Source organism: Nocardia sp. GP40 (assembly GCF_050434125.1).
Lineage (GTDB): Bacteria > Actinomycetota > Actinomycetes > Mycobacteriales > Mycobacteriaceae > Nocardia > Nocardia albiluteola.
The window spans coordinates 1-21,785 of record NZ_JBNPVW010000023.1 but is presented as its reverse complement, the minus strand read 5'-3'; the positions used below and the strand labels follow the sequence as shown (position 1 = coordinate 21,785).

Here is a 21,785-nt window from a genome sequence, read left to right as displayed (position 1 = left end):
CCCGCACTGTGATTTCCGCAGACAGAGCCCGTCGGACAACCGGTCCGGCGGGCTCTGCCGTTCACTCCCGGCTGCCTCGTCGTCACAGCGGGGCGCCAGCCTATTGGACCTGCCCCGAAATCTGTTCCAGGAGAGCCATGATTCGCCTTCCGGCTGCGCGACGGCCGATCTTCGCCGCACGTCGGCGGGGCTCGGCCATCAGCTCGTCCGCGACCACCGCGCCGTGATGCGCCAGATGCCGTTCGATCCGCATCGACGGACTGTCCTGCCGGGCGGTCGTCTTGGGCGCGAGCGCGATCAGTTCGCGGGCAACATCCGGAAAGCGGTCGGTAGCAAGCAGATACGAGCCGATCGCCACGGCGACCGAACCGATCTGCGGCAGGTCGACGAACTGGCCGAGCTGATCGCGGGTGATGTCGACGAGTTCCTGCGGCAGCGACGGCACCGCGTCCAGACCGTCGTACAGCACATGCGAATCCAGCACCCCGGCGGCGACCATGACCGTGCCCGGACCGGCGAACTGCGCCCGGCTCGGCCACCCATACAGCTCGAGCACCTGGCGCGCGCGCCGCAACCCGGCCTCGATCTCCCCCTGCGCCAGCGCGAGTTCGAACCAGCCGACCTGCACCGCGGCCCGTCGATGGTTCGGGCGCAGCACCGGATCGTCCGGTCCCGCATCGCCATCGATGTATCCTGCGGCCATCTCGAGTTCCCACCGCGCCTGCTCCAGATCGCCCGCCCCGATCAGCGAAACGGCCATGAACGCGGCGAATTCGGAAACCTCGTCGAAGGAGCGCAGCTGCTGCAGGGCATCCACCGCCCGCCGGTAGTGCGCTGCCGCCTCGCGATAGTGCGCGATCTGCGAGGTCAGCTGAGCCATGTGCTGGAACAGCATCGCGGTACCCCAGACGTCGCCGGGATCCAGTTCGCGCATGGCGGACTGCGCATCTCGCATCGAACCGCGCACGTCGCCACCGTTCTCGCGGATGTTGGCGCGCAACAGCAGTGCGGTCCACCGGATGTCGTGGTCGTCGGATCGGACGCCCTCGGCGAGCTTGCGCGTCACCCGCGCCGGGGTCGGCTCGGCGCACATCAACTCGCCGACGAAGCGCGATCCCCGCGACAGCGTCGTCGATGTGCGCAGCAGCCGCCGCAGCCGGACCCGAAGCGTGGCGAGTTCACGGATGCCGGCGTTGGCGAACATCAGATGCAGACCCAGCATGGCGTGCGCGCCCAGTTGCAGGTTGTCGAAGGGCTCGACGGCGCACGCGGGCGGCGGAGGCACCGCGGAAACCCTTGGCAGCCAGCCGATCAGCTCCGCGTGCGCCCCACGGATGGCCCACAGCACCGCGGGCAGCGGGAAGAGCGTGTAGACGGTCTCGGCGTCGCCGGTGTCGCAGGCCCGCCGCAGCACCGCGAGCAGGTTGTCCAGCTCGGTGGCCACCGAAAACACGACCCCGACCTGTTCCCGCGCGGTATACCGGCGGTACGCGTCGACGGCGAAATCCCTGGCCCACCGGGCCATCCGGTCCATCACCAGCTCCGCCTCACCGGCGGCGGCCAGCTGCTCCTCGCCGAATTCCCGCACGGTTTCCAGCATTCGGTAGCGGGTGCCGCCGAGCTCGTCCTCGAGCACCGACAGCAGCGACTGGCTCACCAATCCGTCCACGGCGGCGGCGATATCACCGACCTCCGGCCCGGCGGCCACGATCTGCGCGGCGGCGAAGGTGAATCCGGCCGGGAAACGACACAGCCGCCGCAGCGCGATGCGCTGCGGTTCGCCGAGCAGATTCCAGCTCCACTCGATCACGGCGTGCAGCGTGCGGTGACGCTGTGGGGACGTGCGATCCCCGCTGCGCAGCAACGTGAATCGATGCTCGAGGCGCGCGTCGATCTCCTCTACGCTCATGGTGCGCGCCCGCGCCGCCGCCAGTTCGATCGCCAGCGGCAACCCGTCCAGGGTGCGGCACAGCCGGGCCACCACCGCCGGGTCCAGGCGCACCGAGGGCCGCACCGCGCGGGCCCGCGATTCGAACAGTTCAGTGGCGGGCGACCCGTGCGCGTCGATCGCCAACGGCGGCAACGGATATACCGTCTCCGCAGTGATCTCGAGCGGCGCGCGGCTGGTCGTGAGCACCGTCAGCCGGTCGCAGGCTCCGATGAGATCGGCGACCACCTCGGCGACGCCGTCGATGAGGTGCTCGCAGTTGTCCAGGATCAGCAGCATGGGGCGCGCGGCCACGGCATCACGCAGGCGCTGGCGCCCGTCGATCTTGCGAGACCGCAGGCCGGTGGCGTCGCGAACCACCTCGGCGACGCCCAGCGCGGCACTGATGGCGGCCTCCACCTCGGCGCGAGCATCCTCGGGCGCGGCGCGCACCGACGCCAGCTCGATCAGCGCCACCGCCGCCCCGGCCGCCGCCCGCAGCCCCAATTCGTTTGCCACCCTGGTCTTTCCGGTGCCGCCCGGTCCCAGCACGGTCGTCACCCGGGAGGCGTGCAGCAGATCCAGCAGCGCGCCCAGATCCGCATCGCGACCCAGTAGCGGATTGGGTGCGGCCCGCAGGCCGATCACCGCTGGCGCGGAAACGTTGGTGGACAGGGTATTCGGGGATGGCGCTGCGGAGCTCGTGGTCCCGCCGTGCCAGGGCCCGCCCGTTTGCCACACCTCGGCATCGGCGGCGCTACCGTGCGCGGCACCGGTATTCGGGGCCCAGGTCTGCCAGGTCTCAGCACTCGTGGACCCGCCCTGGGCGGAACCGGTGTTCGACGATCCACCCTGCTGGGCCTCGGGATTCGCGGCCCCTCCTTGCACAGGACCGGGACTCGACGCCGCAGCCTGTCGAGATCCGGCATTCGACAGTCCAGCGTGCGGGAATCCCGGCCGCGGGGGCTCGGACGCCGCCCGATGCGTGGTCCCCGGGGGTCGCGGCGCGGTCATCGGCTCGCCGCGCAGGATCGCGGCGTTGAGCTCGATCAGCGCCGGCCCGGGGTCCGCGCCGAGTTCATCGGCCAACCGTGCCCGCATGGCCGCGAAGATCTCCAGCGCCTCGTTGCCGCGCCCGGAGGCCGCGAGCAGCCGCATCAGCAGGCCGTGCGCCGGCTCGTCCAGCGGCCGCGCCGCGGCGATACGGCGCGCCATCCGCAGCGCGCCGTCCAGATCGCCGGACGCCTCGCGGGAGGCCAGCTCCAGTTCGTCCAGCGCGGCCCAGCGGGTCGCGGCCAGGTCGGCCAGTTCCTCGGCGACCGGGCCGGGCGGCAGATCGGCGGCGGGCTCGCCGCGCCACAGCGATCGGGCGCGGTCCACCAGGTCCAGGCAGGCCCGGTCGTCGCCGGCGGCGTGCAGCTCGCGGGCCCGGCGTTCGAGGCGGCGGGCCAGCGTCAGGTCGATCTGCTCTTCGGCCAGGATCAGGCGATACCCGGCCGGACCGGCCTCGAGCGCGCCCTCCGGCAGCGCCGAACGCAACCGCGAGACCTGGGTGTGCAGGGCGTTCATCGGTACGCGCGGCGGCTGCTCGCCCCAGACGTCCCCGATGAGCGCCTGGGCGCTGCGGCTGCGGCCGGGATGGGTGGCGAGGGCCGCGATCAGCAGCCGGGCCCGAGCGCCGGGCACCGCCGCACGCCCCGCGACGCCGTCGCGACTCAGCGCGATCTCACCCAGCAGCGACACGCACACCGTTGCACCGACGGGATTTTCGGCCCCGGACGGCGGGCCCGCGAACGAGCTCGCGGCCCGGGAGGACGGCGCCGCCTCCTGGTCCGCGGCCGACCGGGCGTGCGACATCCGCTTGCCGGTCGTCCCGGCGCCCGCGGAACCGCTGTGATCAGGAATCATGCCGTACGCCATCGTATGTGAGCGGTCCATTGATTATCGGGCACGCGGCGCCCGGACCACCCCTCACGGATCCGCGTCACGTTCACCACACAATACTCCGATATATCGACATAATGCTACCGATAATGATCCGTCCCGGCCACGCGAAGTGTGGAGCACAGCATTAGGCTTCGAGCATGGCTAGTGCAGCACAGTGGCTCGAAGGCGCGCGTCCGCGGACCCTTCCCAATGCCATCGCCCCGATCCTCGTCGGCACCGGCGCGGCCGCCTCGCTCGGCGCCGCCGTGTGGTGGAAAGCGCTGTTGTCGCTGCTGGTCTCGCTGGCCCTGATCATCGGGGTCAACTACGCGAACGACTATTCCGACGGCATCCGAGGCACCGACGACGAGCGGGTCGGGCCGTTGCGCCTCGTCGGCTCCGGGACGGCCTCGCCGAAGGCGGTGCGCGCCGCGGCGTTCGCCTGCCTGGGCCTCGGCGCCGTCTTCGGCCTGGTGCTGGCGATCACGACCGCGTGGTGGCTGCTGCTGGTCGGCGTCCTGTGCCTGGCCGGGGCCTGGTTCTACACCGGCGGCAGTAAGCCGTACGGCTACAGCGGTTTCGGTGAGGTCGCGGTCTTCGTCTTCTTCGGGCTGATCGCGGTGCTCGGCACCGAATTCGTGCAGGCGCGGCGGATCGACTGGGTCGGCCTGGCCGGCGCGGTGGCGGTCGGCGCGTTCTCCAGCGCGGTGCTGGTGACCAACAATCTGCGCGATATCCCCACCGATTCGGTGACCGGCAAGACCACGCTGGCCGTCCGCCTCGGCGACGCCCGTACCCGCACACTGCATCTGGTGCTGATGGTGGTGCCGTTCGTGGCCACGCTGGCCCTGGCCGCTCGCACCCCGTGGACGCTGCTCGCCCTGCTGGCCATCCCGCTCGCCGCGCGCTCGAACACGCCGGTGCGCGGCGGGCAGCAGGGGCCGGGATTGATTCCGTCGCTGCGCGATACGGGCCTGGCGATGCTGCTCTGGTCGCTGCTGACCGGCCTGGCCCTGACCCTGTTCTGAGCCGGCTACTTCCGGCCGCCCTCGGGCACGAAGATGCCCAGTACCCAGTTGACGACGGTGATGATGATGGCGCCGAGCACCGCGGCGCCGAAGCCGTGGACCCGCAGACCATAGGAGGTGGTCTCGGTGATCACGGCGGTCAGCCACAGCATCAGGGCGTTGATGACCAGCAGGAACAGCCCCAGGGTCAGCACCACCAGCGGCAGCGACAGCATCTTGACCAGCGGCTTGACCAGCGCGTTCACCAGGCCGAAGATCAGCGCGACGACCAGCACCACGATGATCTTCCCGGTGTTGCCCTTATCGGCAGGGCTGATCAGCTCGATGTGGTGCACCCAGTGCGAGGCGAGCCAGATCGCGACGGCGTTGATGATCAGGCGTAGCAGGAAGGCCATGGCGTCATGGTAACCGTCACCACGCCCCGGCACCGGACATAACGTGCGCCGTTCGCGCCGAATTCAGGCGGCGCGATCCAACAAATCGTGCGCCGATCGGCGCAGTGCCTCGATGCCCGCGTCGCCGCCGAGCAGCTCCAGGGTCCGCGGATTGGCCGCGCGCAGCACGCCGAGCAGCACGTGCGCGGCCTCGATGCGTTCGTCACCGCGCGAAATCGCCTCACGCAGCGATAATTCCAGGGTCTTCTTGGCATCCCGGGTGAACGGGACGTGGCCGAAATTCATGCCGCCGCCGAATCCGAACCGCCCGCGCGGCTTCTCCGGCGCCACGGCCCGGTCCAGGGCGTCGGCGCCGAACGTGGCCTCCAGGCTCTCGCGCACGGCGTCCAGATCGATGCCGATGGACCGCAGCGCCGCGGCATCGTCGTCACCCAGCGGCTGCCCGGACCGGCCGGCCGACAGCGATTCACGCAGGCCTGCGGCGGTAATTCCGTTGTCCTGCAGTATCTTCCGAACGCTCTCGTCCGGACTCGCGGCGATACCGAGCAGCACGTGCTCGACATCTATTTCCGGCGAACGCAATTCGCGGGCCTCCTCCTGCGCGACCACGATCGCGTAACGCGCCGCCTTGGCAAATCTCTCGAACATCAGCGGATCCCGCCTCTCCGGTTGTACTTCTGATGGACCGCCTGCCGGCTGACCTCGAGCGCATCGGCGATCGCCTGCCAGGACCAGCCCTGCGTGCGGGCATTGGCCACCTGGATCGCCTCGAGACGCTCGAGCAACCGCCGCAGTGCCAGCACCGCGCGCAGGCCGACCGTGGGGTCGGGACTGCCGGCGGCGGCCGCCAGGGTCGTTGCTTCACTCATGCATGTCAATTTACGTTGACATCGACGGGTCGTCAACAAAAATTGACATCATGGCCGCACGGGTTCACCGCGGGCGAAAATTGATCTCGGCGGCTACTCGCCGCGCATCCGCGCGCGCAGCTGCGCCTTGTTGGTGCGACGCTTCTCGTCCACCGCGGCAATGTCCCGGTTCACCCGGGACCGCAGGCGCTTGAACAGCACCAGAGACAGCGGCAACGCGACGATCAGCGCGAACAGCAGGGCCACGACCACCGGGATCTGCACATTCAGCAAATGCGCGACCACTACGATGACAGCGGCGATCACCGCGACCAGCGCCAGCCGGGCAACGGTGTACAGGATCAGGTTGCGCGCCAGCCGCCGGCCCGCCGAGCCGGTGACCCCGGCAGCGGGAACGTCGTCCGGTCGGGATGCCTCACTCACGCCTACCAGCCTAAGCGACGCGCCCGGGCGGACTCGACCCGCCGCCAGTCACCACCCCCCGAAGATCGCTGAATGTTCGCCAGCGGGCGCTTTCGGGCACGTCACGAAGCCGTACGCTTATCCGATTTGTCTATTACTTCCCCTTTACCATTGTTAGATCATTCGAGTACGTGGGGGGTCCGGTGCAACGATGTCGCTATCTGATGAGGGACTGTCGATTACGGAAAGGTTTGCGAATGACTGCGATCACCGCGGCGAGCCGCACGTTTGGTTCCGTCAACGGCCAGGAGGCCCTCCTGACCCCCGGCCAAGTAGCGGCGTTGTTCCACGTAGATCCCAAAACAGTCACCCGCTGGGCACACGCCGGGCGACTGGGCTCATTGCGTACCCCAGGCGGCCACCGGCGGTTCCGTGAGACCGAGGTGATGCAGCTTCTCCGGTCGCTGACCACCGAGGCAACTCGGGTGTAGTCCCTATTTCCGCGTAGGCGGTGCCGCAGGTACGTACACGGATTACCCTCGAAGACAGGAGGTGAGCGACGTGACGTACCTGTTGGCACTCATCGCGGTGGTGGCCGTTGCGATGCTGTGCTGGAAGGCGTTCGGGCCGCAGCGGCCGAACAAGATCGGCGCCGGTCGTACGGCATCGCAACGCAGGCCCATCAAAGGCCCCGACGACGATCCGGAATTTCTCTGGCGCATCTCGCGCCAGCATCGTGACGGCGATCCCGGCGCCGGTGAATGATCCGGCCTGCGGTGCCGGCCGCAGACCGTCCACTTCAACGATTTGCTGGGGATATTCCGTCCCACGCCGCCAGCGCGGATTCTGTCGCGGTATCGCTGGCAGGCAGTAGAGGCAGGCGTACAGCCGCGCTCGAAATCAGGCCCTGCGAGGCCAAAATTGCTTTGATCACAACAGGATTGGACTCGGCGAACAGCGCCGCGGCCAGGGGTGTCAGTCGGTTGCCAAGTTCGCGAGCACGCGCGATCGCACCCCCGCGCCAGGCCTCGATCAGCTCGGCATACGCCCCGGGCGCCACATTCGCGCAGGCCAGAATCGCACCGGCGGCGCCGAGTGCGAGCAGCGGCGCCGCGTAGAGATCGTCGCCGGACAGCACCGCGACATCGGCCGGGACCCGGGCCAGGAAAGCGATCGTGGCCTCGTCTATCCCGCCCACCGCGTGTTTGAATCCGGCCACGTTCGGCAGTTCCGCCAGTCGGCACAGTGTCTCGGCGCTCAGCGGGCGTCCCGTGCGCTGTGGAACGTTGTAGACCAGCACCGGGACCGGCGATGCTGCCGCGAGCCGGCGAAAGTGTTCGACCACGCCGTCCTCCGAGGGGCGGGTGTAGTACGGGACCACCACCAGCGCGGCAGCGACCACCCCGGCATCGAGGGCGGCCAGCGCCCGCTGGGAGTCGGCGGTCGAATTCGAGCCCGTCCCGGCGATCAGCGCCGCCCCGCGCTCGCGGCAGACCGCCGCGCAGATCTCCAGTACCCTCCCGCGCTCCGGTCCGGTCAGCGTCGCGGGCTCCCCCGTCGTTCCGAGGGCGACTATCCCCGCAGCCCCCCGATCCAGGACCCGGTGGGCCAGGCCCTCCAGGTCGTCGGCGGCGAGTTCGCCGGATCGGGTAAAGGGGGTGATCAGCGGAACGTAGAGGCCCTGGAGTGTCATGTTCCTAGAGTGCGGGCTCGAATACATTACGTCTATTTCACGTTTCTTCCGAGAAGCATAAGCTGATCTGATGCTCGATGTGCGACGACTGCGGCTGCTGCGCGAACTGGCCCGGCGCGGGACCATCGCGGCGGTCGCCGATGCCCTGTCCTATACCCCCTCGGCCGTCTCGCAGCAGCTGGCCTCGCTCGAGCGCGAGGCCGGGGTGCCGTTGCTCGAGCGCACCGGGCGCAGCGTCGGGCTCACCCCGGCTGCCCTGCGGCTGACCGAGCATGCCGACACAATTCTGGCGGTGCTCGAACAGGCCGCGGCCGAACTCGCCACCGCCAGTGCCGATCTCACCGGCACGCTGCGAATTGGGGCCTTCCCCACCGCGGTTCACGCCGTACTGTCCCCCGCGCTGGTGCGCCTGAGCCGCGACCATCCCCGGCTGGAACTGTTCGTCACCGAACTCGATCCGGCGAACGCTCCCGACGCGCTGCGCGCCCACGCCCTCGACATCGCGCTGGTACAGGAATACGACTACGTACCGCGCGAGCCCGAATCCGGCCTGGACACCGAGGAATTCCTCACCGAAACGGTCTACCTGGCAACGCTGAGCTCACCCACCCCGCCGCCTCCGCAAGCTCCACCGGCTCACCATCCCCGGGACACCGAACCCCTGACCGCACACCGCGATTCGACCTGGATCGCCGGAACCCCGGGCACTTTGTGCCACAGCATGACCGTGCGCGCCTGCCAGGCAGCGGGATTCACGCCGCACATCCGCCACCACGCCGACGACTTCGGCACCGTATTGGCGCTCGTCGCCGCCGGTCAGGGCGTGGCGCTGGTACCGGAATTGGGCGCACTGTCGGTCCCGGACCCGGTCCGCCTCGTCCCCCTGTCCGCGCGCCGCCGCACCCACCTGGCCTATCGCCGCGGGCGCGGCGATCATCCGATCGTCGCTGCCGCCCGCGCCGCATTACATGCCGCCGCAGCCGAACAACCGAGCGCGACAGATCCGCCCGCGAGATAGGCGTCAATGATCGAGACCCTTCAGGAGAAGGCCGCGAGCACCAGCTGCCGAAGCTCCATCTCTCCCCAAAACCCCCGCACGCCAGGCAGTCCGGCGAGATAGGCGTGAATCCGATTCGCCGACCACCCGTGCGACTCCCGAAGTCCCGCCGCGAGCATGCCCAGGTATCGCGGCCCGGGCCTGCGGATTTCGACGGTTGCCGGATCCCACGGCGCGGTAAATGTCACCGCGGGAAATCCATCCACATCACCGACATACCGGAGGGTTTCGTACCGGCCCTCCCCCAACCGCACGACGCCCTCGCGAACCACCCTGTCCAGATCCACCCCCGTACCGACCCCGGGCACTCGATACATCTCCTGCGCCAGCAGATCCTCGAACTGCCCCGCGGACAACAGATATCCGCGCGCCGCGGCCCCGCGCGGCCAATCATCCACGGCCCGTTCGGCATAGAACGCCACCGCCCCGCCCCACACCGGACTCTCCCACGCGAAATACACGGTGCCCGGCAACATCAGCGCCCGCCGATCCCGCGGCGGCGTCCGATCCCGAAACCCCGGATACGTCCGCGCCGCCCCCGCCGGACGCCCACCCTCGACGTAGTAATTCAACCGCCCCGCAAGCAGATTCGACCCGTAGGCCACATACCAGACGGCTGGCGCCGCGCCCGCCCCTGACATCTCGACGTCAGTCCTGGGCCAGTTCTTCCAGGACAATCCATTTCGCCCGCACCGCCAAGTCCGGCTCCCCGCTGAACAACCCCGCAGAATGGAACTCACGACGAACGGTCAAACCTTCCAACTGAGGCGGAAGTTCCGTCGCAGCCGGAATTCGACTCTCGGGTATGACTGTGACCGAGTCGAGGAGTTCCTCGCGACTGGTGTGCATGATCGCAGTCTATGGCGTGGTGGCCGACAGACATCTGTATGACAACGTCATACGCTCGCGCTACGCTGTCCGACATGAGCAAGATGATCAGTTTTCGGGCTACCGGAGTGGATGGCGAGCGGATCGCCCGCCTCACCCATAACCAGGAAACCGCTACGGATGTCATCCGGCGCGCACTGGAAACGCTGGACAAGCTGGAGGGCGGCCGGAGTCGAAACCGTGACATCCTCGCCGGCCCGGTCGCTGGCGCCGGTTCACAGACCACACTGCAAGAACTTGCGGACATCGCCCGTGAGGCGCGTCCCGAGTGAGGCTGATTGTCGCCGACGCGAACGTATTCGTCCGAGCACTCACAGGACCCGTGGACGAACGGCAGGCGGAAGCTTGCCGCGCCGAACTTCGCAGCGCGGATGCCCTGCTGGTACCCACGCATACACCGTTAGAGGTCATGCACGTGCTGCACCGGGAAGCGTTGCGCAGCGCGATCACGCAACGCGTCGCCGAAGCGGCATACGGGGCGTTCCGCCAGCTGGACATCCGCACATACGAGCCGCCGTCCACCATGGTGTGGGCATGGAGGCACAATGTGAACCCCTATGACGGCGCATACCTGGCCGTTGCACTGGAACATGAAGCGTGCGTCGTGACCGGCGATGCCAAGCTCGCGCGGGCGTGCAAGATGCTCGCCATACCGGACTTGGACCTTCACTTGATCGGCTAGCTCACAACGGTCGAAGCCCTCAGTTCAGCCCGGCGTACGAGTGCAGGCCGCTCACCACGATGTTGATGATGAAGAGGTTGAACAGCATCGCGACGAAGCCTGCGATGTTGATCCAGGCGGCCTTGGTTTCGCGCCAGCCGGAGGTGGCGCGGGCGTGGAGGTAGGCGGCGTAGATGACCCAGGCGATGAAGGAGACCGTTTCCTTCGGGTCCCAGCCCCAGAAGCGACCCCAGGCCGATTCGGCCCAGATCGCGCCCAGGATGATGCCGGTGCCGAAGATCGGGAAGCCGATGATGGTGGTGCGGTAGGCCAGGCGGTCCAGGGTGCGGGCGTCGGGCAGGCGACGGGCGACGGCGCCGAGGATGTTGTCCGACTCCGCGCCGGCGGGCTGCACCAGGCGCAGCAGGAACAGCAGGCTCGCGACGCCGGCCACCAGGAACACGCCACTGCCGATGCTGACGACCGTCACGTGAATGGGCAGCCAGTACGACTTCAGCGCCGGAACCACCGGGGCCGCATCGGCATACAGCACGGTCCCGGCCAGGAACATCAGGATCAGCACGGGCACCAGCAGGAAGGCCCACATGCCGCGGTAGCGCTCGTTCCGCAGCAGCACCACGCCCAGCGCGACGGCGGCGCCGGTGGCCATCGTCACGAATTCGTACATGTTGCCCAGCGGGAAGCGGTGAGTCGCGAAGCCGCGCAACACGATCGAGAGAATGTGCAGCCCCAGCGCCACGAAAAGCACGGCGAAGGCCATATTTCCGACGCGCTCGGACATCGGCTTGCCCGGCGGCAGCGTCACGCGGCCCGGAACGTCCGGCGGCGTACCGGCGCCCGCGCCCACCAGGACCGGCTCGCGTTGTTCGGCCTTGCGGGTGTAGGCCGAGGCGTACTGCACCAGCAGCATCACGAAGACCAAGGCGTACACCACGATCGCCGACTTGAACGCGAGATCACTGTAGGACGCGATGGTCTCGTCGATCGGCATTGCTACTCTCCCGGGTTCTCGGAGTCGCCAAGCAGGCGGGCGCGCAGGCGGTCGAACTCGCCGCCCCATCCGGCCTGATCGGTTCGGGCCAGACCACCCATCTCTACTACGGTACGTCGTTTATCGTCCGCGGTCTCGTCGGGGTCCGGATAGGCGCGCAGCCAGATGCGCCGCCGCTTCACGAGCAGCGATACCAGCAGCCCCGCCATCATCGTCACCGCGAACACCAGCACCCAACCCTGCGCGGGGTCGTGGGACACCTGCAGGTTCGCGAACTGCTTGGCGCCGTCGAAGGTGATCTTGGTGCCGTCGGCCAGCGTCGTGGACTGACCGGGCTTCAGATTCACCCGCGCCTGCTTCATCAGCCGCCCCTGCTTGATCATCTCCGGATCCAGCGAGAACAGCGACTGGGGGCGGCCGGTATCCAGGCCGGTCTCACCCTGATAGATGTCGACCGCGACCGCCGGATCGGTCAGCGCCGGATACGACGAGGTCAGCAGGCTCCCGTGCAGGAACGCGGTGGGCGCGAACAGCCCCTCGATCGCGATCTGATGCTGGCGCTGCTCGGCATCGGAGGAATACATGCCCGCCGGCGGATCGAAGCGCATGGCGCCGCTGGACAGGAAGGTCGCGCCGTCGTCCGGGCGCCACTGCTGGGATTCGGTGCGGGTCTGGCCGTTGGGGTAGGTGACCGTGAAGGTCGGCGCGTAGCCGTGGCCCTGCACGTACACCCGATCCCCGGACACCCGCAGCGGGTGATTCACCTGGATGGCGGTGTCGCGCCAGGTGTTCGTCGTCAGATCCTTGCCGGTCTGGTACGAAAGGTCCGCGGTGAACATCTGCGCCTCGCCGCTGGGCAGGTAATCGGCCCGGAAGTCCTTGACGCGCACGCACAGCGGGGCCAGCCCGGTACCGTCGATGAGATTGCCCGCCTTGAAGGAGTCGAAGGCCGCGATCGAGCTCGTGCAGAAGCCCGGGCCGTCGTCCGCGATGACGACGACGTTGCCCTCGTAGCCGAGCAGCTTTCCGATCGCGACCGAGACCAGCAGCCCGACCAACGCCAGATGGAAGACCAGATTGCCGAATTCGCGGAAATAGCCCTTCTCTGCGGACAGCGTGACCTCGTCGCCGTTGACCCGCTCGACCGCGCGCCAACCGCGAAGCTGCTTGCGCGCCTTGGCAATCCGTTCCACGGGCGACTCGGTGACGGCCGTCGAGGCGTGGTGCGGCAGCCGGGACAGGTTGCGCGGCACCGCGACCGGGGGCGTACGCAGCGCCCTGTAGTGATCGAATACACGCGGCACGATGCAGCCGACCAGCGAGATGAACAGCAGCGCATAGATCGCGGTGAACCAGAAGCTGGAGAACACGTCGAACAGCTGCACCCGGTCCATCAGGTGCCCCAGCGTCGGGCGGTCCGCGATGTACTTGTCGACCTTCTGCGCGTTCAGGCTGCGCTGCGGTAGCAGGGCGCCCGGAATCGCCGCGAGCGCCAGCAGGAACAGCAGGATCAGCGCGGTGCGCATGCTGGTCAGCCCGCGCCAGGTGTTGCGGAGCATCGCCAGGATGCGGCGCACAGGCGATTGGCGGGGCGGGCGGGCGGGGGCCTCGGGGGCGGTGATGGTTGCAGTCATAAGTCAGATCGGGAGGGTCGCTTGGGAGACGAAGACATTGCGGACCCATCCCACGAACTGGTCCCACATGCCGGTGACCAGGGCAATGCCGACGGCGACGAGCAGGATTCCGCCGATCACCTGGATGGTGCGCGAATTGCGGCGCAGCCAGCCCACCCCGCGCAGCGCACTGGCCGAGCCGAACGCCAGGATCACGAACGGCAGGCCCAGGCCCAGGCAGTAGGCGATGGTCAGCACCACCCCGCGCACGGCGGTGGCGCCCGCGGTCCCGGCGGAGACCGCCATCACCCCGGACAGCGTGGGCCCGAGGCAGGGCGTCCAGCCCAGCGCGAAGACCGCGCCCAGCAGCGGCGCGCCGACCAGGCCGGTCAGGCGCCGGGGATGTATCCGGGTGTCGCGCTGCAGCGCGGGCACCAGGCCCAGGAACACCAGCCCCATCAGGATGGTGACCACGCCGCCGATGCGTTGCAGCAGTTCACGATTCACGTTGAGCGTCTGAATGACGCCGAAGACGGTCACCGAGGCCAGCACGAACACGACCGTGAATCCGGCCACGAACAGGCCCGCCGCCCCGGCCACGCGCGCCCGGCCGCCGCGTTCGGCGGTCGCGGTCCCCGAGCGTCGGGCCCGCTTGCTGCCCGTCGCCTCGGCCACGGTCACCGGCGGCGCCTCGGCCCCGACCAGACCCGCCAGATACGACAGATATCCGGGCACCAGCGGCACCACGCACGGCGAGGCGAACGACACCAGCCCCGCCAGCAGGCACGCGCCGAGCGCCACGAGCAGCGGACCCGTCGCGGCGGCCTGCTGGAACGAATCCCCCACGGACGCAAGCACAGTCACGCTCATCGCCACTCACCTCGGCTGCGCCCCCGAACCACCTCGGCATCCCGGCCGGGCGTCTGCTCGTCCCGGCACGCCGGGGGTCCGCACAGAGATCCCGCGAGATTCCGGCCGCAAGCACGCCGGAACGACGGGAGCGCGCGCGGGACGGAGGCGCCCGCCCGAGTGCGGCGATCCCGGCGGGCGGCCGGGCAGGTGCTCACTGCGGCTCCGCGGCGACGCGGTCGACGACCGGCTGCAGGTCGGTGGCCAGCAGCGAACGCAGGAAGACCGCGGCCACCCGGTGGTGCCGGTCCAGGACCAGGGTGGTCGGGATGACGCTGGTGGGGAACTTGCCGCCGAGGGCCAGCAGACTACGCATCTCGGGGTCGTAGATCGACGGGTAGCCGACGTGGCTGGAGGTGACGAAGTCCTGTGCCTTGTCCTGCTGCGGATCACGCACATTGATCCCCAGGAAGGCCACGCCGCGCGACTTGGACGCCTCGTAGACCTTCTCCAGCTCGGGCGCCTCGGCCCGGCAGGGCCCGCACCACTGACCCCAGAGATTCAGCACCACAACCTGATTCGGGAAGTCCGACACCGAAACGGTCTTGTTCGTCAGCAGATCCGGGCCCGACAGATTGCCGATGGTGCCGCGCTTGGCGGGCGGATCGTAGAAGATATCGGTCTTGCCGCCGGGCGAGACGAACTGGAAGGTGCCGCCCGTCGCGACGGCATCGCTGCCGGTCGAGCAGCCCGCGAGCGCGGCAACCAGTGCCACACAGGCCAGCAAGACCGGCATTACCCACCGGATCGGCCTGCGAGACACAGTCGCTCGCACGCCGCGGGCGCAATCGCCCGCGGTCGCATCGAATTCCGTGCCGGTCACGCTCCCGTCACCCGTGGGTCCGACTCCCCCGCAGGCTCGGAATAGACGATGTCGATCAACGTATCCCCCTGATACACAAGGGAAGTCAGCGAGGCCAGCGAGCACTGCCGGTTGCGCGGATCGTGCCACAGTCGCTTGCCCTCGAGGAATCGGCGCAGCGTCCAGACGGGCAGCTGGTGCGACACCACCACCGCCTCGTGACCGGCGGCCTCCACCCGTGCCTTGTTCACCGCGGCCAGCATGCGGTGCGCGATCTGCAGATACGGCTCGCCCCACGACGGGGTGAACGGATCGCGCAGCTTCCACCAGTGCCGCGGCTTGCGCAGCGCGCCGTCGCCGACCGAGACCCGCAGGCCCTCGAAGGTGTTGCCGGCCTCGATGAGGTTGTCGTCGGTACGCACGATCAGCCCGTGCGGTGCGGCGATCGGCGCCGCGGTCTCCTGCGCGCGCTGCAGCGGCGAGGCCACCACCAGCGAGATGTCGTGGTCGGCCAGCGCCCGCCCGACCGTCACGGCCTGCGCGCGTCCGGTCACCGACAGGCTGAACCCGGGCAGACGGCCGTACAGGATGCCCTTCGGGTTGTGCACCTCGCCGTGCCGCATGACGTGCACGATCGTCTCGGTGTCCGAGGCGACCTCACCGGGCAGGATCGTCGCGGGGTCGGCGCCCGCACCCGCGATACCAGCGTTCTCCGCCGCACCGCCGGAGAACGCCGACGGGCCGTCGGGCTGCGTCACGGCGCCGGACAACGCCGCCCCGGTCGCGGGCCGCGGGTCGCCTGCGCCGGACACAGTGGGCCGATCGATTACCGCGGCCGCTTCCGGAGCGGTGGAAAGAGCTGGGGCGGAGGGGGATTCGTACTGATCCTGGGCGCTCTCGTTCACGCGTCGGTTCCTTCGGGTGTGGCGGCCGCTGCGGCAGCAGCGGCGGCGGGCATCGCCGCGGCGATCCGGTCGAATGCGTCGTCGTCGAGCGCGGCGGAGACGAACCAGGTCTCGAACGCACTGGGCGGCGGGTAGACGCCGCGGTCGAGCAGCGCGTGGAAGAACGCCGGGAAACGCCAGGTCTGACTGGCCTTCGCGGCGGCGTAGTCGGTGACCGGCTGGTCGGCGAAGAACACGTTCACCATATTGCCCGCGAACTGCACCTGATGGGCGACTCCGGCCGCGCTCAGTGCGTCGGACATCAGCCCGCCCAGCCGCTCGGCGTTCCGGTCCAGGGCGGCGTACACCTCGGCGTCCGCGGCACGCAGCGTGGCCAGCCCGGCCGCGACGGCGACCGGATTGCCCGACAGCGTGCCGGCCTGGTACACGGGCCCGATCGGCGCGAGCCGGTTCATGATCTCGGCGCGCCCGCCGAACGCCGCGGCGGGCAGGCCACCGCTCATCACCTTGCCGAAGGTGTACAGATCGCCGGCGACGCCGTCGCGGCCGAACCACCCGGACGGGCTGACCCGGAATCCGGTCATCACCTCGTCCATGATCAGCAGCGCGCCGTGCTCCTGGGTGAGCCGGCGCAGGCCCGCGTTGTATCCCGGCAGCGGCGCGACCGTGCCCATGTTCCCGGCCGCGGCCTCGGTGATCACGCAGGCGATCTGGCCGGGATGCGCGGCAAAGGCCGCGGCCACCGCATCCAGATCGTTGTACGGCAGCACCAGCGTGTCGGCGGCCTGGGCGCCGGTGACGCCGGGTGAGGTCGGCAGGCCGAGCGTCGCCACGCCCGAGCCCGCGTCGGCCAGCAGCGCGTCCACGTGCCCGTGGTAGCAGCCCGAGAATTTGATGATCTTGCTGCGGCCGGTGAAGCCGCGGGCCAGCCGCACCGCGCTCATGGTCGCCTCGGTGCCCGAGTTGACCAGCCGCACCCGCTCCACGGGCTCGACCCGCCCGGCGATCGCCTCGGCCAGCTCGATCTCCGCCTCGGTCGGCGCCCCGAACGACAGACCGTCGGTCGCGACCCGCCGCACCGCCTCGACGACGGCCGGATGGGCGTGGCCCAGGATCATCGGGCCCCACGAGCAGACCAGGTCGACATAGTCGTTGCCGTCGGCGTCGGTGAGCGTGTAGCCGCGCGCCGAGGCGATGAATCGCGGTGTGCCCCCGACCGAATGGAACGCGCGGACGGGCGAGTTCACGCCGCCGGGGATGATCGCGGCGGCGCGGTCGAAGAGCTGCGCCGAGATCGGGACATTGACCTGAGTGGCGCGCGGAGAAGAACTCACGACTGCACCTCGCTGGCGCTCGGCTCCGTCGTGAGCTCCGCACGCTGTGTCACTGGTTCGCTCGCACGCTCACTCACGACCACCAGTGTCGCAGCAGCGCCCGCCCTCGTCGACGACAGGGTGTAGTGGGGTGAGCCACCCCACATCCGGGCGCCCGAAATGCCGCAACACGCCGGAATGCCCTTTCGCCCAATATCGATCGCTAGATGATTGCTGCTGCGTACCCTCGGTCCGTCAACCACACCTGGCCGGGAGAGATCTCATGCGAATCCTGATGTTCGGCGCAGTCCTTGCCGGCGCCCTGAGCGGCGCCGCGCTGACCGCGCTGACCGCGACGGCCGCGGCGGCCACGCCGGTCGACCAGGGCCGGGCGGTCGCACTGCCGCTGGTCCAGCCCGATCGGGGCCGCCTCGGGGTGAGCCTGTCGCACGACGAGACCGCCACCCTGGCCGACGGGCCGGTTCCGGCGCTGGTCAGCAAGGTCCTGCCGGTGAGCCTGATGGGTGCGGGGCTGCGGCCGGACAGCCGCCTCTACCGCGACGAGCACGGCGGCGTGCACGCCTCGCTGCGGGATCTGCTGCTCGAATCGGCCGACCACCCGGACGGCAACGTGATCGTCTACCTGGATGCCCCGGGCACGCACGGGTCGCGGGTGCTCGATATCTACGAGCACTGGCACTGAGCCGCCTCAGGACCGCGATCCACCCAGGCAGGACAGCGCAAAACCGCTGGTCAGCAGGCAATCCAGCGGAGCCGGGACGAGCTCGAGCACGGGCGCGTGCACAATGGGCGCGGGTGCGGGGCCGGCATCCTTCGCCGTCATGACGTCCAGGGCCGCGGTGGCGGTACCGATGACCCCCGTGGTGAGCACCGCGATCATGGTGCTGCGCACAGGATGCGTGCGGGTCATCTCACCAGTGTGAGCGCGTTCGGCGTCCGATGACATACCGATTGTGGTTGCAGTTTTTGCGATGGTTGCCGAAAGTTGGCCTAACCGGTGCGCCCGAATCCCGCGGGTCAGTGCGCCCGGCCCGCGCAGCGCGCCACCAGATCGATGACCGCCAGCCCGGCCACCGCGACCAGCACGGCGGCCAGCCCCAGCCACGGCCCCGAATAGCGGGTCGCCTCGAAGGCGGGTTGATCGGCGGACGCGGCGAATCCGATCGATTCGACACCGGTGCGCCAGCTCGGGACGGCCGCGCCGATGCACACGAGCAGTGCGACGACGTCCAGGACTATCCACATCCGCCGCATCATCGTGAACTCTCCTCGCCGTCGGGGGTCGCGTCGCCGGAATCCGCACCGCGCTCGGGCAGCCGTTCCAGGGCCGCGGTCAGCTCCGCGCGCAGGCGCTGGTGATCCCGGGCCCAGGCCTGCAGCAGGTGGCCGTCGCGCAGCTTCAGCCCGATGCCCTTGCGCCGTCGCGGCACCCCGGTCAGCTCGCCCAGCGCCCGCGCGGACTGCCAGTCCTCGTCGTCCCAGGACTCCTCGTCGGGCTCCGGAAAGACCGTCGCGATCGCGTCGAGCGACACGGTCTCGGTGCCCGCGCGCAGCGACGTGTCGGTGAGTTCGACGCTGACATGCCGCTTACCGGCTACCACCTGCAGCGCTACGAAGCCCGCCAGCAGCGCGGCGCAGAACACGAGCCCGAACCAGTGCACCGGACCGCGCCTGATGACCAGCTCGACAACGAGAATGGCCAGACACAGCAGGGGCCCGTAGGAGACCGAGCGCCAACGCGCGCCGGGCTCGGAAAACCGCACGGTGGGTGCGGCTTCGGTATCAGTCACCACGAACCTCTGTCTCATCGGCGGCGCTTCCGAGGGCCCTGCGCGGTTACGCAAGCTGGCTCCTCCGGGCCCACCGGGCGCGCCGCGAGCCGTCTCGCGTGCCGCGCACAGCCCATACACCGCATCAGCGCGAAGCAGATGCAGCGTATCCGGGGATCGTGTGCGGGATTCAGCCGACCTTTCCTGGCAGCAGCAGCACCGCGAGGGTGAGCAGGCCGAACAGCAGCAACAGGCTCAGCACCAGCACGTCGCGCCGAAGGCTTTGCGGTTGTTGAATCACGACTCGCATCTATGCCTCCGCTCCACCGGAACGATTCCCGCGATCCGAAGCGGAACGCCGAACCAACAACCCCGGTTCCCAAATCCTCTGTGACAACCCTCACCATACATCCTGGGCTGTCCGCGACAAATTCACCGCGGCAGCCGATTTCCGTTCATTCGGAAGTACATGGTGGATTCCGCCCTGTGACAGAGGAATACCGCAAACCCGGCGAGCACCGCCTGCAGGATCGCGGCCGCACCGGCGAGCATGTCCCAGGTGCCCGCGACCATGCCCAGCCCGAACATGGCATTGACCCCGCCCAGCACCAGCACCACGGTCGCGACGTCGAACAACGTACGCGCCCACAGTCTTCCGCGGCGCAGCTGATACGCCACGGCCACCGCCGCGGCCGCGATCCCCAGCCCGAACACGACGCTGAGCACGACCAGCAGCGTGACCATCAGCTCGTAGGTCGACAGCGGCGTCCGGGGCTGCTGGGCGTGCAGCTGGTCGTAGATGTTCCGCGCGATGGTGTGCCGATGCCCGTACCGGCCCACCGACCCGACGATCAGCCGCAGCACGCCCAGGACGACCACGCCCCACCACAACTGCCATGCGGTGCGGACGTCGACCGGCGTCGCCTCATCGGGGATCGGCTGCCCCCGGGGAGTCCACTGATTCACGACGGCCAGTGTGCTGCCTTACGCGCGGCCACGATTTCCGTACTCACGAGGACAACCAATGCGCGGCTTCGGTCGCCCAGTACGTCAGCACGATGTCCGCACCCGCGCGGCGGATGCCCATGAGCGACTCCAGGATCGCGCCGCGGCGATCGATCCAGCCGTTCTGGGCCGCGGCGGTGATCATCGAGTACTCGCCGGAGATTTGGTAGGCGGCCACCGGCACGGTCGAGCGGTCGGCGACCTCGCGCAGGATGTCCAGGTACGACATGGCCGGCTTGACCATGACGATGTCGGCGCCCTCCGCCAGGTCCAGGTCCAGCTCGCGGGCGGCCTCCCGGCGGTTCGCCGGATCCTGCTGGTAGGTGCGGCGATCGCCCTGCAGCGAGGAGGCCACCGCCTCGCGGAAGGGGCCGTAGAACGCGGAGGCGTATTTCGCGGCGTACGCCAGGATGGCGGTGTCCACCCGCCCGGCGGCGTCCAGGCCGGCCCGGATGGCGCCCACCTGACCGTCCATCATGCCGCTGGTGCCCAGCAGGTCCGCGCCCGCCTCGGCCTGAGCCAGGCTCATCGCGATGTAGCGCTCGAGGGTCGCATCGTTGTCGACCGAGCCGTCCGCGGCCAGCACGCCGCAGTGCCCGTGGTCGGTGAATTCGTCCAGGCACGTGTCGGCCATGACCACGGTCGCATCGCCCACCTCGTCGGCCAGCGCGCGCAGGCCGCGGTTCAGGATGCCCTTGGGATCGCTGGCCAGGCTGCCGGTCGGATCCTTGTCCTCCGGACGCGGCACCCCGAACAGCATCAGCCCGCCCACCCCGGCGGTGACGGCCTCGACGGCCGCCTTGCGCAGCGAATCCATCGAATGCTGGTACACCCCGGGCATCGAGCCGATCTCGCGCGCTTCGTCGAGCCCGTCGGCGACGAACATCGGAAGCACCAAATGCCTTGGTTCGAGTGTGGTTTCGGCGACGAGGCGACGCAGGGCGGGGGTACGACGCAACCGCCGCGGGCGGTCCATTCCGGTCATGATCCGCACGATACGCCGCGCTCCCGGGCCGTGCCGCATCGGATCGGGTCACATCCGCGAGCAACCGCGCAGCACCCCGGCGCGATGCCGCGAAAGCGGTTCTGGGCAGCGGTTTTTGTCGGTGCCACGAGGTAGAATCGAAGATGTGTTCGAACGATCTTCGTATCCGCTCGGCACGGTTTCGCTCGGCAAGGGGAGGTTCTCGTGGCCACAGATTCGGCAATCCAGCTCGCGCTCATCGAGGGGCCGTACGTGCCGCTGGCCAAGCGGCGACTGCCGCCCGGGCGGCCGCGGTCCTGGTACGTCACACACAACCGCCGGCTCAAGGCGATGCGGCTGGCCATCGCGCTGCTGGATTCGGGCGTCTACCGCGCAAGCCTGGCCGACAACGAAAAGATCAGGCGCACAGCCGATCTCGTCGGCATTCGCCCGCCCTCGGACAAGACCTGCCGCCTCGTCCGCGACATGATGCGGACCCGCCGCTGAGCGCACACCCGTCGTGGGGGGGGGCCCCGCCGGCGGGGGGCGCCCCGGGGGGCGCGGGGGGGGGGGGCGGGGGGGGGGGCCCCCCGCCGCCCGCGGGGCGAGCGGGGGGGGGCGGGGGC

Annotated in this window: 27 protein-coding genes; 8 read left to right on the top strand and 19 right to left on the bottom strand. The window is 69.4% G+C overall.

Annotated elements, in window-relative coordinates; translation table 11 throughout:
* Window positions 1-100: 100 nt before the first annotated feature.
* The gene (locus ABH933_RS42015; RefSeq protein ID WP_429428166.1) at window positions 101-3,835 is read right to left on the bottom strand and encodes an AfsR/SARP family transcriptional regulator; all 3,735 of its coding nucleotides are present in this window, start codon (window positions 3,833-3,835) and stop codon (window positions 101-103) included.
* A 176-nt stretch (window positions 3,836-4,011) separates the two neighbouring features.
* Here ABH933_RS42015 and ABH933_RS42010 point away from each other — a divergent pair, with 176 nt between their 5' ends.
* Window positions 4,012-4,881 (top strand): 1,4-dihydroxy-2-naphthoate polyprenyltransferase, encoded by an 870-nt coding sequence (locus tag ABH933_RS42010; protein ID WP_429428164.1) that lies wholly within the window; start codon window positions 4,012-4,014, stop codon window positions 4,879-4,881.
* Between the two features lie 5 nt (window positions 4,882-4,886).
* Here the strand turns inward: ABH933_RS42010 and ABH933_RS42005 are convergent, their stop codons facing one another.
* The 4 genes from ABH933_RS42005 to ABH933_RS41990 form a co-directional block, all read right to left on the bottom strand.
* Entirely contained in the window at window positions 4,887-5,276 is a 390-nt protein-coding gene (locus tag ABH933_RS42005; RefSeq protein ID WP_215915639.1) for a phage holin family protein, read from the bottom strand.
* A 63-nt stretch (window positions 5,277-5,339) separates the two neighbouring features.
* Window positions 5,340-5,924: a Clp protease N-terminal domain-containing protein gene (locus ABH933_RS42000; protein WP_429428162.1), complete on the bottom strand. Its 585-nt coding sequence runs from the start codon at window positions 5,922-5,924 to the stop codon at window positions 5,340-5,342.
* A complete protein-coding gene (locus ABH933_RS41995) occupies window positions 5,924-6,145 on the bottom strand; it encodes a helix-turn-helix domain-containing protein (protein WP_215915637.1) in 222 nt (73 codons plus the stop codon). The genes ABH933_RS42000 and ABH933_RS41995 overlap by 1 nt, the downstream gene beginning before the upstream one ends.
* A 93-nt stretch (window positions 6,146-6,238) precedes the next feature.
* Window positions 6,239-6,568, bottom strand: a complete 330-nt coding sequence (locus ABH933_RS41990) for a DUF4229 domain-containing protein (RefSeq protein WP_429428160.1) — start codon at window positions 6,566-6,568, stop codon at window positions 6,239-6,241.
* A 236-nt stretch (window positions 6,569-6,804) separates the two neighbouring features.
* Between ABH933_RS41990 and ABH933_RS41985 the strand changes: the two genes are divergently transcribed.
* Both ABH933_RS41985 and ABH933_RS41980 read left to right on the top strand, forming a co-directional pair.
* Window positions 6,805-7,038 carry a BldC family transcriptional regulator gene (locus ABH933_RS41985; protein ID WP_040828156.1) on the top strand — a complete coding sequence of 78 codons (234 nt, stop codon included), beginning with the start codon at window positions 6,805-6,807 and terminating at the stop codon, window positions 7,036-7,038.
* A gap of 70 nt (window positions 7,039-7,108) precedes the next feature.
* On the top strand, window positions 7,109-7,312 hold the full coding sequence (locus tag ABH933_RS41980; RefSeq protein ID WP_429428158.1) for a hypothetical protein: 204 nt from the start codon (window positions 7,109-7,111) through the stop codon (window positions 7,310-7,312).
* 34 nt (window positions 7,313-7,346) lie between these two features.
* Here ABH933_RS41980 and dapA read toward each other — a convergent pair whose 3' ends face one another.
* Window positions 7,347-8,240 (bottom strand): 4-hydroxy-tetrahydrodipicolinate synthase, encoded by an 894-nt coding sequence (dapA, locus tag ABH933_RS41975; RefSeq protein WP_429428156.1) that lies wholly within the window; start codon window positions 8,238-8,240, stop codon window positions 7,347-7,349.
* A gap of 70 nt (window positions 8,241-8,310) precedes the next feature.
* Here dapA and ABH933_RS41970 point away from each other — a divergent pair, with 70 nt between their 5' ends.
* Window positions 8,311-9,258 carry a LysR substrate-binding domain-containing protein gene (locus ABH933_RS41970; protein WP_429428154.1) on the top strand — a complete coding sequence of 316 codons (948 nt, stop codon included), beginning with the start codon at window positions 8,311-8,313 and terminating at the stop codon, window positions 9,256-9,258.
* Window positions 9,259-9,278: 20 nt separating this feature from the next.
* Here ABH933_RS41970 and ABH933_RS41965 read toward each other — a convergent pair whose 3' ends face one another.
* Both ABH933_RS41965 and ABH933_RS41960 read right to left on the bottom strand, forming a co-directional pair.
* On the bottom strand, window positions 9,279-9,938 hold the full coding sequence (locus ABH933_RS41965) for a histone deacetylase (RefSeq protein WP_429428152.1): 660 nt from the start codon (window positions 9,936-9,938) through the stop codon (window positions 9,279-9,281).
* Between the two features lie 7 nt (window positions 9,939-9,945).
* Entirely contained in the window at window positions 9,946-10,146 is a 201-nt protein-coding gene (locus tag ABH933_RS41960) for a hypothetical protein (protein ID WP_429428150.1), read from the bottom strand.
* Between the two features lie 74 nt (window positions 10,147-10,220).
* Between ABH933_RS41960 and ABH933_RS41955 the strand changes: the two genes are divergently transcribed.
* Window positions 10,221-10,457, top strand: a complete 237-nt coding sequence (locus ABH933_RS41955) for a hypothetical protein (protein ID WP_429428148.1) — start codon at window positions 10,221-10,223, stop codon at window positions 10,455-10,457.
* Window positions 10,454-10,867 (top strand): type II toxin-antitoxin system VapC family toxin, encoded by a 414-nt coding sequence (locus ABH933_RS41950; protein ID WP_429428146.1) that lies wholly within the window; start codon window positions 10,454-10,456, stop codon window positions 10,865-10,867. The genes ABH933_RS41955 and ABH933_RS41950 overlap by 4 nt, the downstream gene beginning before the upstream one ends.
* 19 nt (window positions 10,868-10,886) lie before the next feature.
* On the opposite strand, the gene ccsB is transcribed toward ABH933_RS41950, so the two are convergent.
* From ccsB to hemL, 6 genes are all read right to left on the bottom strand, one after another.
* A complete protein-coding gene (ccsB, locus tag ABH933_RS41945) occupies window positions 10,887-11,858 on the bottom strand; it encodes a c-type cytochrome biogenesis protein CcsB (protein ID WP_429428144.1) in 972 nt (323 codons plus the stop codon).
* 2 nt (window positions 11,859-11,860) lie between these two features.
* The gene (gene resB / locus ABH933_RS41940; RefSeq protein WP_429428142.1) at window positions 11,861-13,492 is read right to left on the bottom strand and encodes a cytochrome c biogenesis protein ResB; all 1,632 of its coding nucleotides are present in this window, start codon (window positions 13,490-13,492) and stop codon (window positions 11,861-11,863) included.
* Between the two features lie 3 nt (window positions 13,493-13,495).
* On the bottom strand, window positions 13,496-14,341 hold the full coding sequence (locus ABH933_RS41935; RefSeq protein WP_429428140.1) for a cytochrome c biogenesis CcdA family protein: 846 nt from the start codon (window positions 14,339-14,341) through the stop codon (window positions 13,496-13,498).
* Window positions 14,342-14,534: 193 nt separating this feature from the next.
* Entirely contained in the window at window positions 14,535-15,116 is a 582-nt protein-coding gene (locus ABH933_RS41930; RefSeq protein ID WP_429428138.1) for a TlpA disulfide reductase family protein, read from the bottom strand.
* A gap of 83 nt (window positions 15,117-15,199) precedes the next feature.
* Window positions 15,200-15,805, bottom strand: coding sequence for a histidine phosphatase family protein (locus ABH933_RS41925; protein ID WP_215915962.1), 606 nt, complete (start codon window positions 15,803-15,805; stop codon window positions 15,200-15,202).
* A 278-nt stretch (window positions 15,806-16,083) separates the two neighbouring features.
* Entirely contained in the window at window positions 16,084-17,421 is a 1,338-nt protein-coding gene (gene hemL, locus ABH933_RS41920; RefSeq protein WP_429428136.1) for a glutamate-1-semialdehyde 2,1-aminomutase, read from the bottom strand.
* Window positions 17,422-17,683: 262 nt separating this feature from the next.
* On the opposite strand from hemL, the gene ABH933_RS41915 reads away from it, so the two are divergent.
* The gene (locus ABH933_RS41915) at window positions 17,684-18,103 is read left to right on the top strand and encodes a hypothetical protein (RefSeq protein WP_429428134.1); all 420 of its coding nucleotides are present in this window, start codon (window positions 17,684-17,686) and stop codon (window positions 18,101-18,103) included.
* A 6-nt stretch (window positions 18,104-18,109) separates the two neighbouring features.
* Here the strand turns inward: ABH933_RS41915 and ABH933_RS41910 are convergent, their stop codons facing one another.
* The 5 genes from ABH933_RS41910 to hemB form a co-directional block, all read right to left on the bottom strand.
* On the bottom strand, window positions 18,110-18,331 hold the full coding sequence (locus tag ABH933_RS41910; protein WP_215915614.1) for a hypothetical protein: 222 nt from the start codon (window positions 18,329-18,331) through the stop codon (window positions 18,110-18,112).
* Between the two features lie 107 nt (window positions 18,332-18,438).
* Complete coding sequence (locus tag ABH933_RS41905; protein ID WP_215915613.1) at window positions 18,439-18,678, bottom strand: hypothetical protein; 240 nt, start codon at window positions 18,676-18,678, stop codon at window positions 18,439-18,441.
* On the bottom strand, window positions 18,675-19,211 hold the full coding sequence (locus ABH933_RS41900) for a hypothetical protein (RefSeq protein WP_429428132.1): 537 nt from the start codon (window positions 19,209-19,211) through the stop codon (window positions 18,675-18,677). Before ABH933_RS41900 ends, ABH933_RS41905 begins: the two co-directional genes overlap by 4 nt.
* Window positions 19,212-19,622: 411 nt before the next feature.
* A complete protein-coding gene (locus tag ABH933_RS41895; protein WP_429428131.1) occupies window positions 19,623-20,156 on the bottom strand; it encodes a hypothetical protein in 534 nt (177 codons plus the stop codon).
* A gap of 43 nt (window positions 20,157-20,199) precedes the next feature.
* Window positions 20,200-21,180: a porphobilinogen synthase gene (gene hemB, locus ABH933_RS41890; protein ID WP_429428129.1), complete on the bottom strand. Its 981-nt coding sequence runs from the start codon at window positions 21,178-21,180 to the stop codon at window positions 20,200-20,202.
* A 204-nt stretch (window positions 21,181-21,384) separates the two neighbouring features.
* Here hemB and ABH933_RS41885 point away from each other — a divergent pair, with 204 nt between their 5' ends.
* Entirely contained in the window at window positions 21,385-21,666 is a 282-nt protein-coding gene (locus ABH933_RS41885; protein ID WP_429428127.1) for a hypothetical protein, read from the top strand.
* The last annotated feature ends 119 nt before the right edge of the window (window positions 21,667-21,785 follow it).

Coding starts and splice junctions, on each gene's coding strand:
- ABH933_RS42005 (WP_215915639.1), bottom strand. CDS start 5,276: ATGGCCTTCCTGCTACGCCTGATCATCAACGCCGTCGCGATCTGGCTC.
- ABH933_RS41930 (WP_429428138.1), bottom strand. CDS start 15,116: ATGCCGGTCTTGCTGGCCTGTGTGGCACTGGTTGCCGCGCTCGCGGGC.
- ABH933_RS42015 (WP_429428166.1), bottom strand. CDS start 3,835: ATGATTCCTGATCACAGCGGTTCCGCGGGCGCCGGGACGACCGGCAAG.
- ABH933_RS41915 (WP_429428134.1), top strand. CDS start 17,684: ATGCGAATCCTGATGTTCGGCGCAGTCCTTGCCGGCGCCCTGAGCGGC.
- ABH933_RS41965 (WP_429428152.1), bottom strand. CDS start 9,938: ATGTCAGGGGCGGGCGCGGCGCCAGCCGTCTGGTATGTGGCCTACGGG.
- ABH933_RS41970 (WP_429428154.1), top strand. CDS start 8,311: ATGCTCGATGTGCGACGACTGCGGCTGCTGCGCGAACTGGCCCGGCGC.
- ABH933_RS41935 (WP_429428140.1), bottom strand. CDS start 14,341: ATGAGCGTGACTGTGCTTGCGTCCGTGGGGGATTCGTTCCAGCAGGCC.
- ABH933_RS42000 (WP_429428162.1), bottom strand. CDS start 5,924: ATGTTCGAGAGATTTGCCAAGGCGGCGCGTTACGCGATCGTGGTCGCG.
- ABH933_RS41910 (WP_215915614.1), bottom strand. CDS start 18,331: ATGACCCGCACGCATCCTGTGCGCAGCACCATGATCGCGGTGCTCACC.
- ABH933_RS41955 (WP_429428148.1), top strand. CDS start 10,221: ATGAGCAAGATGATCAGTTTTCGGGCTACCGGAGTGGATGGCGAGCGG.
- ABH933_RS41985 (WP_040828156.1), top strand. CDS start 6,805: ATGACTGCGATCACCGCGGCGAGCCGCACGTTTGGTTCCGTCAACGGC.
- hemB (WP_429428129.1), bottom strand. CDS start 21,180: ATGACCGGAATGGACCGCCCGCGGCGGTTGCGTCGTACCCCCGCCCTG.
- ABH933_RS41960 (WP_429428150.1), bottom strand. CDS start 10,146: ATGCACACCAGTCGCGAGGAACTCCTCGACTCGGTCACAGTCATACCC.
- ABH933_RS41925 (WP_215915962.1), bottom strand. CDS start 15,805: ATGCGGCACGGCGAGGTGCACAACCCGAAGGGCATCCTGTACGGCCGT.
- ABH933_RS41905 (WP_215915613.1), bottom strand. CDS start 18,678: ATGATGCGGCGGATGTGGATAGTCCTGGACGTCGTCGCACTGCTCGTG.
- ABH933_RS42010 (WP_429428164.1), top strand. CDS start 4,012: ATGGCTAGTGCAGCACAGTGGCTCGAAGGCGCGCGTCCGCGGACCCTT.
- ABH933_RS41995 (WP_215915637.1), bottom strand. CDS start 6,145: ATGAGTGAAGCAACGACCCTGGCGGCCGCCGCCGGCAGTCCCGACCCC.
- dapA (WP_429428156.1), bottom strand. CDS start 8,240: ATGACACTCCAGGGCCTCTACGTTCCGCTGATCACCCCCTTTACCCGA.
- resB (WP_429428142.1), bottom strand. CDS start 13,492: ATGACTGCAACCATCACCGCCCCCGAGGCCCCCGCCCGCCCGCCCCGC.
- ccsB (WP_429428144.1), bottom strand. CDS start 11,858: ATGCCGATCGACGAGACCATCGCGTCCTACAGTGATCTCGCGTTCAAG.